The organism is Testudinibacter sp. P80/BLE/0925 (genome assembly GCF_053570785.1).
Map to the genome: position 1 here is coordinate 1,298,878 of NZ_CM131636.1, position 14,474 is coordinate 1,313,351.

General features: G+C 49.1%; 10 protein-coding genes and 1 rRNA gene. All 11 read left to right on the forward strand.

Going from position 1 to position 14,474, the window contains the following annotated elements; translation table 11 throughout:
• The first annotated feature begins 19 nt into the window (after window positions 1–19).
• Entirely contained in the window at window positions 20–1,201 is a 1,182-nt protein-coding gene (locus ACWA5Z_RS06190; protein WP_431050781.1) for an acetyl-CoA C-acetyltransferase, read from the forward strand.
• A gap of 54 nt (window positions 1,202–1,255) precedes the next feature.
• Window positions 1,256–2,032, forward strand: coding sequence for a 3-hydroxybutyrate dehydrogenase (locus ACWA5Z_RS06195; RefSeq protein ID WP_431050783.1), 777 nt, complete (start codon window positions 1,256–1,258; stop codon window positions 2,030–2,032).
• A gap of 174 nt (window positions 2,033–2,206) precedes the next feature.
• Window positions 2,207–3,556 (forward strand): GntP family permease, encoded by a 1,350-nt coding sequence (locus ACWA5Z_RS06200; RefSeq protein WP_431050784.1) that lies wholly within the window; start codon window positions 2,207–2,209, stop codon window positions 3,554–3,556.
• A gap of 240 nt (window positions 3,557–3,796) precedes the next feature.
• Entirely contained in the window at window positions 3,797–5,761 is a 1,965-nt protein-coding gene (acs, locus tag ACWA5Z_RS06205; RefSeq protein ID WP_431050786.1) for an acetate--CoA ligase, read from the forward strand.
• Between the two features lie 134 nt (window positions 5,762–5,895).
• Entirely contained in the window at window positions 5,896–6,531 is a 636-nt protein-coding gene (gene gmk / locus ACWA5Z_RS06210) for a guanylate kinase (protein ID WP_431050788.1), read from the forward strand.
• Window positions 6,532–6,600: 69 nt separating this feature from the next.
• On the forward strand, window positions 6,601–6,879 hold the full coding sequence (gene rpoZ, locus ACWA5Z_RS06215; RefSeq protein ID WP_431050790.1) for a DNA-directed RNA polymerase subunit omega: 279 nt from the start codon (window positions 6,601–6,603) through the stop codon (window positions 6,877–6,879).
• 29 nt (window positions 6,880–6,908) lie between these two features.
• Window positions 6,909–9,041 (forward strand): bifunctional GTP diphosphokinase/guanosine-3',5'-bis pyrophosphate 3'-pyrophosphohydrolase, encoded by a 2,133-nt coding sequence (spoT, locus tag ACWA5Z_RS06220; protein ID WP_431050792.1) that lies wholly within the window; start codon window positions 6,909–6,911, stop codon window positions 9,039–9,041.
• A gap of 13 nt (window positions 9,042–9,054) precedes the next feature.
• On the forward strand, window positions 9,055–11,136 hold the full coding sequence (recG, locus tag ACWA5Z_RS06225) for an ATP-dependent DNA helicase RecG (protein WP_431050794.1): 2,082 nt from the start codon (window positions 9,055–9,057) through the stop codon (window positions 11,134–11,136).
• The gene (locus tag ACWA5Z_RS06230) at window positions 11,129–11,632 is read left to right on the forward strand and encodes a chorismate--pyruvate lyase family protein (RefSeq protein ID WP_431050796.1); all 504 of its coding nucleotides are present in this window, start codon (window positions 11,129–11,131) and stop codon (window positions 11,630–11,632) included. Before recG ends, ACWA5Z_RS06230 begins: the two co-directional genes overlap by 8 nt.
• Window positions 11,629–12,471, forward strand: coding sequence for a glutamate racemase (gene murI, locus ACWA5Z_RS06235; RefSeq protein WP_431050798.1), 843 nt, complete (start codon window positions 11,629–11,631; stop codon window positions 12,469–12,471). The genes ACWA5Z_RS06230 and murI overlap by 4 nt, the downstream gene beginning before the upstream one ends.
• A gap of 432 nt (window positions 12,472–12,903) precedes the next feature.
• Window positions 12,904–14,443: ribosomal RNA gene (locus ACWA5Z_RS06240) — 16S ribosomal RNA — on the forward strand.
• Window positions 14,444–14,474: the final 31 nt, after the last annotated feature.

Here is a 14,474-nt window from a genome sequence, read left to right on the forward strand (position 1 = left end):
TATAAAAAAGGAAACAGATATGGAAAATATAGTTATTGTCAGCGCCGTCAGAACCCCGATCGGCAGTTTTAACGGTGCGCTTGCGACGGTAAGTGCGGTTGATTTAGGCGCATTGGTGATCGAAGAGGTTTTAAAACGGGCAAAAGTTTCGGCGGATCAGGTTGACGAAGTGATTATGGGCAATGTGTTGCAAGCCGGCTTGGGACAAAATCCGGCACGGCAAGCGGCATTAAAAGCCGGCGTTGCGCAGCAAGTTGCTTCTTTAACCATTAATAAAGTGTGCGGTTCGGGACTGAAAAGCGTGGTATTGGGTGCGCAAGCCATCCGCAGCGGCGACGCGGATGTGGCGGTGGTCGGCGGTATGGAAAATATGAGCCAAGCCCCGTATCTGCTCAACAGTAAAGTGCGGTCCGGCGTGCGCATGGGCAATTTAACTCTGCAAGACACTATGATTGAAGACGGGCTGACCTGTGCGATCAATCAATATCACATGGGGATTACCGCAGAAAACATCGCCGAACAATACGGTATCAGCCGACAAGAGCAAGACGAATTTGCTTTGCGTTCCCAAACCTTGGCGGCGCAAGCGGTGCAATCGGGCGTATTCGATGCGGAAATTGTGCCGGTGACAGTGAAAACGCGTAAAGGTGAAGTGACGGTACAGCGTGACGAGCACCCGAAATTTGATTGCTGCTTAGAACAGCTTGCGACATTGCGACCGGCATTCAAAAAAGACGGCACAGTCACCGCAGGCAATGCTTCCGGTATCAATGACGGAGCAGCGGCATTGTTACTGATGAGTGAAAGCAAAGCGCAAGCCTTAGGGTTGCAGCCGTTGGCAAAAATTCGCAGCTATGCCAGTGCAGGCAATGATCCGGCGGTGATGGGATTAGGTCCGATTGAGGCGACCCAAAAAGCGTTACAAAAAGCCGATTTGACGTTGGATCAGATTGATTTGATTGAAGCGAATGAAGCTTTTGCCGCCCAATTTTTAGGCGTGGGCAGAGAGCTGAATTTTGATTTAAGTAAAACCAATATTCATGGCGGCGCAATCGCACTCGGACACCCGATTGGCGCAAGCGGCGCGCGGATTTTAGTTACCTTGTTGTACGGCATGATCGCACAACAGGCAACATTAGGTTTGGCAACATTGTGTATCGGAGGAGGTCAGGGCATTTCGATGATTCTTGAACGGGTGTAGATTTTCTCTTTTATTGGTAACAGTCTGATTAATAATAACAAGTTGAGGTTAAAGATGATTGATGTAAATGGAAAAGTCGCTGTGATTACAGGTTCGGCCAGTGGTATCGGCTTGCATATGGCGAAGAAATTTTTAGCAAACGGCGCGAAAGTCGTGATCAGTGATGTCAATGAGGACGCATTGGCAGCGCGGCTGAAAGAATTTGATCACCCGAATGTATTGGCGGTTAAAACCGATGTAACCAAAGAAGCAGAGATCGAGAATTTGATTGCGACGGCACAACGCCACTTCGGAAGATTGGATATTTTCGTCAATAACGCCGGTATTCAACATGTTGCACCGATAGAGGATTTCCCGACTGAAAAATTCGATTTGATGCTCCAAATTATGTTGCGCGCCTCTTTTTTAAGCATAAAGCACTGTTTACCGCTCATGAAAGCGCAGAAATTCGGACGGATTATCAATATCTCCTCGATCAACGGCTTGGTCGGTTTTGCCGGAAAAGTGGCGTATAACGCCGCCAAACACGGGATTATCGGGATCACACGGGTTGCCGCGTTAGAGTGCGCCAAAGACGGCGTTACCGTCAATGCGATTTGCCCGGGTTACATTGAAACGCCGCTGGTGTTGAATCAAATGAAAGATTTGGCGAAAACACGCAATGTCAGTCTTGAAAATGTATTGGAAGAGGTGCTTTATCCGTTGATTCCGCAAAAAACCTTAATTGATATTGATGATATTGCCAGTTTGGTGCTCTTTGCTTCCAGCCCTTGTGCGAAGCACATTACCGGCACTAACTTGGTGATCGATGCCGGTTATACCGCGCAATAACAAGAATCTCAGGGCGGAGTCTAGTCTGTTTTTGCAAACTGCCCCTGAGTAGGACGGATCAAAAGCAGGTTTCAAGGACGGAACCCGCTTTTTTTGACCCCACAAAATGTTGCAATATGCAGTCGGTTTGCTGCGTTTAGCGCCAAGAATCGATTCATTTATAGGAGAAGTAATATGCTGGGTATTTTGCTTGGTCTTACTATCATTATTGTTTTAGCTTTTCTCGGTTGGTCGATTATTTGGGTCGCGCCGATAGCCGCCGGCGTCGTTGCGTTGTTTGGCGGCTTGGATTTATTGACCGCCTATACCGGTGATTATATGAGCGGTTTCGTCGGTTTTGCCAAAACTTGGTTTCCGATTTTTATGTTGGGCGCTATTTTCGGCAAGCTGATGGAAGTCACTGCAATGGCGAACGCGATTGCCGAAACGATCAGCCGATGGCTTGGGGCAAAACGGGCGATTTTAGCCGTCGTTGTCGCCTGCTCGATTTTAACTTATGGCGGCGTAAGCCTGTTCGTGGTGGTTTTTGCCGTCTATCCGCTCGGTGTGTCGCTGTTCCGTCAGGCGAATATTTCCCGCCGTCTCTTGCCGGGCACGATTGCGCTGGGGGCGTTCACCTATACCATGACGGCTATTCCCGGCACGCCGCAAATTCAAAATTTAATCCCGACCAACTATTTTCATACCACCCCGGCGGCAGCGCCGTTGATGGGGATCGTTTCCGCCTTGATTATGGCGGTATTAGGGTATTATTGGTTAGTTTATCGTGAAACCGCACTTCGCGCCAAAGGGCAAGTATTTACCGAGCTTGAAGCGAAACAACCCGTGCAAACCGGAGATGAAGAGCGTTTGGAAAACGCCGCGGGACAGACAGAAACAGAAAAGGCAATGGCGCCGATTGAAAATAAAAACCCGAATTTCTGGTTTTCTATGTTGCCGCTGGTTTCCGTTGTTGTGGCGCTGAATGTGACCAAACTGTCGATTATCATTGCTTTGCTGATCGGGATCATGCTGATTTTAGTGCTGAGTGTGCCGCGCTATAAAACGTTTATCAAAGCGATTAATGATGGGGCAAACGGCTCGGTATTGGCAATCGTGAATACTTCGGCTGCGGTTGGTTTCGGCACGGTGGTGAAAGCCGTTCCCGGATTTGCGTTGCTATCCGATTTTCTGTTAACGATCAAAGGTTCGCCGCTTATTTCAGAAGCCATATCCGTCACCGCACTTGCCGGCGCAACCGGTTCCGCTAGCGGAGGCATGGGCATTGCATTGGAAAGCTTGGGACAAAAATATTATGAATTGGCAATGGTACAAGGCTTGAATATTGAACATTTTCACCGTGTTGCCGCCATTGCTTCCGGCGGATTGGATACCTTGCCGCATAACGGGGCAGTATTAACCCTATTAGTGATAACCGGAATGAGTCACCGCCAGAGCTACTTTGATATTGCGATGGTGTCTTTAATCATTCCTACTGTTTCGTTAATCACCGTTATTGGCTTGGCGAGTATCGGCATGGTTTAATCGGAATTCGGCATGGCGATCAGTCAACCCCCATGCCGTTTTATTTGTGATCAAGGTATCATTTTGCATACGATACCGCGATAAATTCCTCTATTTTGTGATCCAAGTCTTGAAACAAATCGTTAACAACTCTTGCTCATTTTTTTAACTTAATATAGGGTAAACGGTAGCTGATTTTATATATATAGCGATCGTTTGCTTTCTTTCGCTTCCTGTAACTTCGTTAAGAGGAACGCCGATATGCAACACCTTGATTCCGTATTAAGAGAGAACCGCATTTTCAAACCGAGTGATGATTTCCGTCAAGCCGCCAATATCGGGCAGTTGGAAGGGTATCAGGCGCTGTGGGAATTCGCCGACAAAGATTATCTACAATATTGGGCGGATTTAGCGCGCGAATTAATCAGTTGGAAAAAGCCGTTTATGACTATTTTCGACGACAGCAACGCGCCGTTTTACAAATGGTTCCCGGACGGTAAACTCAATGCCTCCTATAACTGTCTTGATCGCCATTTGCCGGATAAAGGCAACAAAACCGCTCTGATCTTCGAGTCCGATTTCGGGCAGGTCAACACGTTTAGCTACAGCCAATTGCATAATCGGGTGTGCCGTTTCGGCAATGCGTTGCGCGAACTGGGCATTGGCAAGGGCGATCGGGTGGTGATTTATATGCCGATGATTGTCGAAGCGGTGATTGCAATGCAAGCCTGCGCGCGTATCGGTGCGATTCATTCGGTGGTGTTCGGCGGGTTTTCCGCCGGCGCCTTACGCGATCGGATTGAAGACGCCGAAGCCAAATTGGTGATCACGGCTAACGGCGGTTTGCGCGGCGGCAAGATTATTCCGTTGAAAGAAACGGTGGACGAAGCGCTGGAGATGGGCTGTCCGACCATACAAAACGTGGTGGTCTATTACCGTTTGAATATCGATACGCCGTGGCAAAACGGGCGCGATCTCTGGTGGCATGAATTATCAAAACACCAACCGGATTTTTGCGAACCGGAGTGGATGAACTCGGAAGATCCGCTGTTTATCTTGTATACCTCCGGTTCGACCGGCAAACCGAAAGGGATTGTGCATAGCACGGCAGGCTATTTGTTAGGTGCGCTCAATACTTTCCGCAATGTGTTTGATAACAAGCCGGAGGATATTTATTGGTGCACCGCCGATGTGGGTTGGATCACCGGACACTCTTACGTCTGTTACGGACCGTTGGCGAACGGCGCAACTCAGGTGATTTATGAGGGCGTGCCGAGTTATCCTGATCCGGGGCGGATTTGGCGTACCATTCAACGGCATAAAATTAGCGTGTTTTATACTTCGCCGACCTTGATCCGCTCTTTGACCCGCGTTGGCGAGCGGATTCCGAACAAATACGATCTCTCTTCGTTGCGACTGTTGGGCAGTGTCGGCGAACCGATCAACCCGTCGGCGTGGATGTGGCTGTACGATGTGATTGGTAAAGAACGCTGTCCGATTGTCGATACCTGGTGGCAAACCGAAACCGGTTCGATCATGTTGTCGCCGCTGCCGGGGATCAATTCGATGAAACCGGGTTCCTGTACCTTGCCGTTGCCGGGGATCATGGCGGATGTGGTGGATGAACAGGGGCAGAAAATTCGCGATCAAAGCGGCGGAATGTTGGTGATTAAGCGTCCGTTTCCATCAATGTTGCGTACGATTTGGAATGATGACGCCCGTTATCAAGCCACCTATTTTCCGGAGGAACTCGGCGGCAAATATTATGTTGCCGGCGATTCCGCCCACCGCGATGAAGACGGTTATTTCTGGATTTTAGGACGTACCGACGATGTACTGAACGTTTCCGGACACCGTCTCGGCACCATGGAAATCGAATCGGCACTGGTCGCCAATCCGCAGGTAGCGGAAGCGGCGGTAGTCGGCAAACCGGATGAAATAAAAGGCGAGGCGGTGGTGGCGTTTGTGGTGTTGAACACGCCGCTGCCGGACGGCGAGGAAGCCAAAGCCCTGGCCGATGAGTTGAAACAGTGGGTATCGAAAGAAATCGGTAAAATTGCGCGTCCGGAGGATATTCGTTTCGCCGAAAACTTGCCGAAAACCCGTTCTGGCAAAATCATGCGCCGTTTGCTGCGCTCGATTGCCAAAAACGAAATGATCACCCAAGATATTTCTACGCTGGAAAACCCGCAAATTATCGGGCAATTGCAACGGCAGGTGTTGTAATTTAGCCGTATTTTACCAAAGTGCGGTTTATTTGAACCGCACTTGTCTATTTTCTTGCTAAACAATGTATTTTCCGACTGCTTTTTTTTGCATTTTACGACATAATCAAGCGATAACCAGCAACAAGGAAAATTATGCAACAAGGTCAACTCTATATTGTTTCCGCGCCGAGTGGGGCGGGCAAATCCTCGCTGATTGCGGCATTACTAGAACAGATAGCATTAAAACAACGCGCAAACAAGGCGCAAGTTTCGATTTCACACACCACGCGCCAACCGCGTCCCGGCGAAGAGCACGGCGTGCATTATTATTTCAGTACGGTGGCGGAATTTGAAGACTTAATCGCACAAGGGCTGTTTTTGGAATATGCCAAGGTATTCGGTAATTATTACGGCACCTCGATTCCGATGATTGAACAGAGTTTGGCGCAGGGAATCGATGTCTTTTTGGACATCGACTGGCAGGGCGCGCAGCAAGTGCGGTTGAAAATGCCGAATTGCAAAAGTATTTTTATTTTGCCGCCGTCGCTGCAAGAATTGGAACGGCGCTTAATCGGACGCGGGCAGGATTCGGCGAAGGTGATCGCCTCGCGTATGGCGAAAGCGATCAGTGAAATGGAACATTATGCTGAATATGACTATGTGATTATCAATGATAATTTCGAACAATCGCTGGCAGAACTGCAAGCGGTGTTGTTGGCAAATCGCGTTACGTTGGCGGCACAGCAGCAAAATCGGCAGCGATTACTTCAGCAATTACTGGCGAAATAACGCTAATTTTAGTATCATATACCGTTTTTATAACAACAGACCCTATACTGAATTGAGTGGAGAAAAACTATGGCACGAGTAACTGTGCAAGATGCGGTAGAGAAAATCGGTAACCGTTTTGATTTAATTTTAACCGCGTCCCGTCGTGCGCGCCAACTGCAATCCAATGCGCGCGAGCCGCTGGTTGAGCCGGAAAACGATAAACCGACCGTGATTGCGTTGCGTGAAATCGAAAAAGGCTTAATCAACAACGAGATTATGGATAAACAAGAGCGTTACGAACAATTAGAACAAGAAACCGCGGAAATTCATGCCGTTTCCCTGTTGTCTGCTGAAGAACAGGCATAAGCCGATATTTCTAATAAGGCAGGTGTGATTTGTATCTATTCGAGAGCCTAAACCGGATTATTCAAGGCTATTTGCCACCGGAACAGATCGAACTGGTGAAGCAAGCCTATGTGATCGCCCGTGATGCCCACGAAGGCGTAACCCGTTCCAGCGGCGAGCCGTATATCACCCACCCGGTGGCGGTGGCGTCGATTATCGCCGAGATGAAACTGGATCACGAAGCGGTGATGGCGGCGTTGTTACACGACGTGATCGAAGATACCCCTTACACCGAACAACAGCTGACCGAAGCCTTTGGGCAGAGCGTCGCCGAGATCGTCGAGGGCGTGTCGAAACTGGATAAATTAAAATTCAGGACACGCAAAGAGGCGGAAACCGAGAATTTCCGCAAGATGATTTTGGCGATGACCAAAGATATTCGGGTGGTGTTGATTAAGCTGGCAGACCGCACCCACAATATGCGCACCCTAGGTTCGTTGCGCCCGGACAAACGCCGGCGTATCGCTAAAGAAACGTTGGAAATTTACAGCCCGTTGGCACACCGTTTGGGGATTGAGCATATCAAAAACGAATTGGAGGATTTAGGCTTTGAAGCCTTGCACCCAAACCGTTACCAAGTGTTGCAAAAAGTGATCCAAGCCGCGCGCGGCAACCGCAAAGAGATGATTCAGCGCATTGCCGATGAAATCAAAGGGCGGTTGGACGATGCCGGTATCCATTCACGCGTATTTGGTCGAGAAAAACATCTGTATTCGATCTACCAAAAAATGCGTTTAAAAGAGCAGCGTTTCCATTCGATTATGGATATTTACGCCTTTCGGGCAATCGTCGATGATGTCGATACCTGCTACCGCGTGCTGGGGCAAATGCACGGATTGTATAAACCGCGTCCCGGGCGGGTGAAAGATTACATCGCCATTCCCAAAGCCAACGGCTATCAATCGCTGCACACCTCGATGATCGGGCCGCACGGCGTGCCGGTCGAAGTGCAGATCCGTACCGAAGATATGGATCAAATGGCGGAAATGGGGGTGGCGGCGCACTGGGCGTATAAGCAAGGCAGCGAAGTCAAAAATACCACCGCACAAATCCGTGCGCAACGCTGGCTGCAAAGCCTGATAGAGTTGCAGCAAAGTTCGGGCAACTCGTTGGAATTTATCGAAAGCGTGAAATCCGATATGTTCCCGGACGAAATCTATGTCTTCACCCCGAAAGGGCGGATCGTCGAATTACCAACCGGCGCAACCGCGATTGACTTTGCCTATGCGGTGCATTCCGACATCGGACAAACCTGTATCGGCGCACGGGTCGATCGCGTGCCGTATCCGTTATCGCAACCGTTGGAAAGCGGGCAAACGGTGGAAGTGATCACCGCGCCGTCGGCACGCCCAAGTGCGGGTTGGCTCAATTTTGTGGTGACGGCCAAAGCGCGTTCTAAAATCCGCCAAACCCTGAAAAGTTTACGCCGCGACGAATCGGTTATTTTAGGCAAACGCCAACTGATTCATTCACTTTCGCCGTACAAATTGGAAGATATTGATCAGCAACGCTTGCAACATTTATTGACCGAGTTAAAACTGAGCGATTTTGACGATCTGTTGGCGGAAATCGGCTTGGGCAATCAAATGAGCGCGGTCATTGCGCACAGTTTGCTGGGTGAAAAAATTGCGATTGATACTGACGGCATTCCGAATAACCACAAAGATTCTAATAACTTGATTATCAAAGGTGCGGAAGGCTTGCTGATCAGCTGCGCCAAATGTTGCCACCCGGTACCGGGCGACCCGGTTATTGCATTTGTCAGCCCGGGCAAGGGCTTGGTGGTACACCATGCGTCTTGTTCCAATATTGTGCGGGAAAGTCAAAACCAACCGGAGCATTTCACGTCGGTTGAGTGGGAAAAGAGTGAAAACACCGCCGAATTCGATGCCGAATTGCGGATTGAAATGGTGAACAAGCAGGGGATTCTAGCGAATCTGACCTCGGCAATCGCGGCAACCGGCAGCAATATTAAAAGCATTGTCACCGAAGAAAAAGAGGGGCGGGTGTATGTCGTCACTCTTTTGATCTCAACTCACAACGTACAACAACTGAACGGCGTGATGAAAAAGCTAAGTGCGGTTTCCGGCGTGATTGAGATTGTGCGTAATATCAACGAATAACCTGAGTTGAATAATGAAAGAGCAGTTGCTAGATGCGATTCCGCTGACCGCACTTACCGGAGTGGGCGCGGCGGTGGCGGCAAAGCTCGCTAAAATCAATATTAACAATGTGCAGGATCTGCTGTTTCACCTGCCGAGCCGTTATGAAGACCGCACGCGCATTACCCCGCTCAGTCAAATTCGCGCCGATCAATACGCCACGATTGAGGGCGTGGTGCAAACAGCGGAAGTGACTTTCGGCAAACGTCCGATTTTAACCGTCACGTTGTCGGACGGCAACAGCAAAATCGGTTTGCGCTTTTTCAATTTCAATGCCGGCATGAAAAACAGCCTGCAAGCCGGTACACGGGTGAAAGCCTTTGGCGAGATTAAGCGTGGGCGCTTTATGGCGGAAATCCATCACCCGCAATATCAAATTATTCGCAACGATCAGCCGGTTGTTTTAGAAGAAAACCTCACGCCGATTTATCCGACCACCGACGGCTTGCGCCAAACAGCACTGCGCAATCTAACCGAGCAGGCATTGAAATTATTGCACGGCACACCGGTGAACGAACTGCTGCCGCTGGAGTTTAATCCGCACCGTATCAGCCTGAAAGAGGCGCTGACTTGCCTGCACCGTCCGCCGCCGAATATTTCTTTCGAACAATTGGAACAAGGCAAGCACCCGGCACAACAGCGGCTGATTTATGAAGAATTATTGGCGCATAATTTGGCAATCCAGCAAAGTCGGGTCGAAACCAAACGCTTGAATGCGGAAAGTTTAACGGTTGATCCGCACTTGACCGCACTTTTTCTGGCACAACTGCCGTTTCGGCCGACCAAAGCACAACAGCGTGTGGCGGCAGAAATTCAGCAAGATATGGCAAAAAACGAGCCGATGATGCGCTTGGTGCAAGGGGATGTCGGTTCAGGCAAAACGTTGGTTGCGGCATTGGCGGCGTTGACGGCAATCGGGCAAGGCAAGCAGGCGGCACTGATGGCACCGACTGAAATCTTAGCCGAACAGCACGCACAGAATTTCCGCCGTTGGTTTGAGCCGTTGGGAATTGAAATCGGCTGGCTTGCCGGCAAAGTGAAAGGCAAAGCGCGCCAAACAGCGTTGGATCAGATCAAGTGCGGTCAGGCGAAGATGATTGTCGGCACGCACGCGCTGTTTCAAGAAGATGTCGAATTTGCCAATTTATCATTGGTGATTATCGATGAACAGCACCGTTTTGGCGTACATCAACGGCTGATGTTGCGCGAAAAAGGGCTGAAAAATGCATTTTATCCACACCAACTGATTATGACCGCAACGCCGATTCCGCGCACGTTGGCGATGACGGTGTATGCCGATTTGGATACCTCGATTATCGATGAATTGCCGCCGGGACGCACCCCGATTCAAACCATTGTGATTTCCGAAGAGCGGCGCGATGAAATCGTGCAACGGGTTAATCAGGCGTGTAACAATGAAAAACGGCAGGCGTATTGGGTCTGTACCCTGATTGAAGAATCGGAAGTGCTGGAAGCGCAAGCCGCCGAAGCGATCATGCAGGATCTGCAACGGGCGCTGCCGAATCTCGCCATCGGCTTGGTGCATGGGCGTATGAAAGCACAAGAAAAACAGATGGTTATGCAGCAATTCAAACAAGCGGAATTGGATTTGTTGGTGGCGACGACGGTGATTGAAGTCGGGGTTGACGTACCGAATGCCAGTTTGATGATTATCGAAAATGCCGAACGCTTGGGCTTATCGCAATTGCACCAACTGCGCGGGCGGGTCGGGCGCGGCAGCATTGATTCTTATTGCGTGCTGATGTACAAACCCCCGCTCGGCAAGGTCTCGCGCCAGCGTTTGCAAGTATTGCGCGACAGCCAGGACGGTTTTGTGATTGCGGAAAAAGATCTGCAAATTCGCGGGCCGGGCGAAGTGTTGGGCACAAAACAGACCGGTATTGCCGAATTTAAAATTGCTAATTTGCTGCGTGATCGCAAGTTGATCCCCTTGGTACAACACAACGCACGCCAACTTATTGAACGCTATCCGAGTTGTGTGGACGGCTTGATTCAACGCTGGCTTGATCAACGGACAATGTACAGCAATGCCTAAGCAGAAAATAATTCCGGGTTACCGCACTTGGTTGCAAAGTGCGGTTTGGCAACAGGGCGCAACCGCACTTTCGGCGACGGAACAAGAGTGGTTGTTGTGTGCGGAATCGTTAACCGCAAAACTAAAACGGCACTGTAAGCTGTTTCAAGTCGAGTTGTTACACCAAGGTTGGCAAAACGAGCTGTTCAGTAATGAAAGTGCGGTTTTAGCGAAAAATCAACGCTATTGGTTGCGTGAAGTCTTTTTATATGGCGATCAACAACCTTGGCTCTTTGCCCGCACCGTTATTCCCGAACAGCTTTGTATACAATTCCCGCCGTTATTGGCGCTAGGCGACAAACCGTTAGGTGAATTTTTATTCGAACAAAAATTCGTACGCGGCGAGTTGGAATGGAGTAAAATGGACGGATTAGCGGCTAGGCGCTCTGTTTTTTCAATGCAAGACAGCTGGTTACTTGTCAGCGAATTGTTTTTAGATGATTTTGGCTATTTATGATGAAGAAAAATAATCCATTACCGACTGTTTTGGTGTTTGATTCCGGTGTCGGCGGCTTGACGGTCTATGCTGAAATACAGGCATTATTGCCGAATTGCCATTACCTCTATTGCTTGGATAATGCCTTTTTTCCTTACTCGGAAAAAAGCGAACGGCAGATTATCGACCGCACTTTGCTCGTTTGTCAAAAGTTAGTCGCACAGTATCCGATTGATCTGGTGGTTATCGCCTGTAATACCGCGAGTACGGTGGTATTGCCGACATTGAGAGAGCAGCTGCCGCAGCATATCGAAATCGTCGGTACTGTACCGGCAATCAAACCGGCGGCACAGGTGTCACAAACCAAACATATCGGCTTGTTGGCAACCAAAGGTACGGTAAAACGGGCTTATACCGAAGAATTAATCCAAAATTATGCTGTCGATTGTGTTGTCGAGAAAATCGGAACAACCGAATTAGTCGAACTTGCAGAAAAGAAAATGCGCGGCGATTCGGTGGATTTGGGACGGTTGCACAATATTGTCAAGCCTTGGGTTGAGTTGAAAACGTTGGATACGGTCATTTGGGGTTGCACCCATTTTCCATTACTGGAAAATGAACTGAAACTCTGTCTGCCGCAAGTGAAATATTTTGTTGATTCCAGCAAGGCGGTAGCAAAACGGGTTAAACAGCTATTGCAGGAAAAACAATTATATCAAGTAGAAAGTAGCGAATTACCAAGCGCAAAAAAACTGATTTTTTCTACCGCAGCGATTAACCATATTTTCGGCTTCCAAAGCATGATGCAACGTTACGGTTTCAGCGAATGGCAACAGGTAGATACAAACCAACCGGACTAATACTAAAGTTTTACGTCTAAAATGCCGGTTAAATCGGCATTTCGCTTAAGAAACTAGCAATCGCTCTTTTTTCCGCAAAAATAATGATCTTTTTTTAAAAAAGATCTTGCCAAAAAATTTTGCCGCCCTATAATGCGCTTCCACTGACGGCGACAACGCAAAACGGCGTGGCAAGTCGGTGAAAGTGAAGCGGTTAGTTTAAAAATCGCTTGACGAAAAAATGGGATTGTGTAGAATGACAATCCTTTCCTTGAAAAGAAGGAAACTGTTCTTTAACAATATATCAGACAATCTGTGTGGGCACTTGTGCAAGGCATTGGTAATTTAAAGATTTAAAAAACTAAAGTCTTAATGAGTGCTGATAGTAAATTCATAATTGAAACTTTTGTGGTTTCAACATTATAGTCAGAAATTCGTTGAGCGATTGAACTTGAATTGAAGAGTTTGATCATGGCTCAGATTGAACGCTGGCGGCAGGCTTAACACATGCAAGTCGAGCGGTAACGGGGGGTAGCTTGCTACTTTGCCGACGAGCGGCGGACGGGTGAGTAATGCTTGGGAATCTGGCTTATGGAGGGGGATAACTACGGGAAACTGTAGCTAATACCGCGTAATGTCTTAGGACTAAAGGGTGGGACTTTCGAGCCGCCCGCCATAAGATGAGCCCAAGTGAGATTAGGTAGTTGGTGAGGTAAAGGCTCACCAAGCCGTCGATCTCTAACTGGTCTGAGAGGATGACCAGTCACACTGGGACTGAGACACGGCCCAGACTCCTACGGGAGGCAGCAGTGGGGAATATTGCGCAATGGGGGGAACCCTGACGCAGCCATGCCGCGTGAATGAAGAAGGCCTTCGGGTTGTAAAGTTCTTTCGGTGATGAGGAAGGTGTTTTGTTTAATAGACAGAGCAATTGACGTTAGTCACAGAAGAAGCACCGGCTAACTCCGTGCCAGCAGCCGCGGTAATACGGAGGGTGCGAGCGTTAATCGGAATAACTGGGCGTAAAGGGCACGCAGGCGGATAGATAAGTGAGATGTGAAATCCCCGAGCTTAACTTGGGAACAGCATTTCATACTGTTTATCTAGAGTTTTGTAGAGAGGGGTAGAATTCCACGTGTAGCGGTGAAATGCGTAGAGATGTGGAGGAATACCGGAGGCGAAGGCGGCCCCTTGGACAAAGACTGACGCTCATGTGCGAAAGCGTGGGGAGCAAACAGGATTAGATACCCTGGTAGTCCACGCTGTAAACGATGTCGATTTGGGGGTTGCCTGTATGGGTGGCTCTCGAAGCTAACGCGTTAAATCGACCGCCTGGGGAGTACGGCCGCAAGGTTAAAACTCAAATGAATTGACGGGGGCCCGCACAAGCGGTGGAGCATGTGGTTTAATTCGATGCAACGCGAAGAACCTTACCTACTCTTGACATCCTAAGAAGAGCTCAGAGATGAGCTTGTGCCTTCGGGAACTTAGAGACAGGTGCTGCATGGCTGTCGTCAGCTCGTGTTGTGAAATGTTGGGTTAAGTCCCGCAACGAGCGCAACCCTTATCCTTTGTTGCCAGCATGTAAAGATGGGAACTCAAAGGAGACTGCCGGTGACAAACCGGAGGAAGGTGGGGATGACGTCAAGTCATCATGGCCCTTACGAGTAGGGCTACACACGTGCTACAATGGCGTATACAGAGGGAGGCGAGAGTGCGAGCTTAAGCGAATCTCTTAAAGTGCGTCGTAGTCCGGATTGGAGTCTGCAACTCGACTCCATGAAGTCGGAATCGCTAGTAATCGCAAATCAGAATGTTGCGGTGAATACGTTCCCGGGCCTTGTACACACCGCCCGTCACACCATGGGAGTGGGTTGTACCAGAAGTAGATAGCTTAACCGGAAGGGGGGCGTTTACCACGGTATGATTCATGACTGGGGTGAAGTCGTAACAAGGTAACCGTAGGGGAACCTGCGGTTGGATCACCTCCTTATATATGACTGATGATTTTGTATAGGTGTTCA

Bases quoted from the DNA above. Each gene is read 5' to 3' on its own strand.
- recG (WP_431050794.1), top strand. From the start codon at position 9,055: ATGAAAGAGCAGTTGCTAGATGCGATTCCGCTGACCGCACTTACCGGA.
- ACWA5Z_RS06190 (WP_431050781.1), top strand. From the start codon at position 20: ATGGAAAATATAGTTATTGTCAGCGCCGTCAGAACCCCGATCGGCAGT.
- ACWA5Z_RS06230 (WP_431050796.1), top strand. From the start codon at position 11,129: ATGCCTAAGCAGAAAATAATTCCGGGTTACCGCACTTGGTTGCAAAGT.
- rpoZ (WP_431050790.1), top strand. From the start codon at position 6,601: ATGGCACGAGTAACTGTGCAAGATGCGGTAGAGAAAATCGGTAACCGT.
- murI (WP_431050798.1), top strand. From the start codon at position 11,629: ATGATGAAGAAAAATAATCCATTACCGACTGTTTTGGTGTTTGATTCC.
- ACWA5Z_RS06195 (WP_431050783.1), top strand. From the start codon at position 1,256: ATGATTGATGTAAATGGAAAAGTCGCTGTGATTACAGGTTCGGCCAGT.
- gmk (WP_431050788.1), top strand. From the start codon at position 5,896: ATGCAACAAGGTCAACTCTATATTGTTTCCGCGCCGAGTGGGGCGGGC.
- ACWA5Z_RS06200 (WP_431050784.1), top strand. From the start codon at position 2,207: ATGCTGGGTATTTTGCTTGGTCTTACTATCATTATTGTTTTAGCTTTT.
- acs (WP_431050786.1), top strand. From the start codon at position 3,797: ATGCAACACCTTGATTCCGTATTAAGAGAGAACCGCATTTTCAAACCG.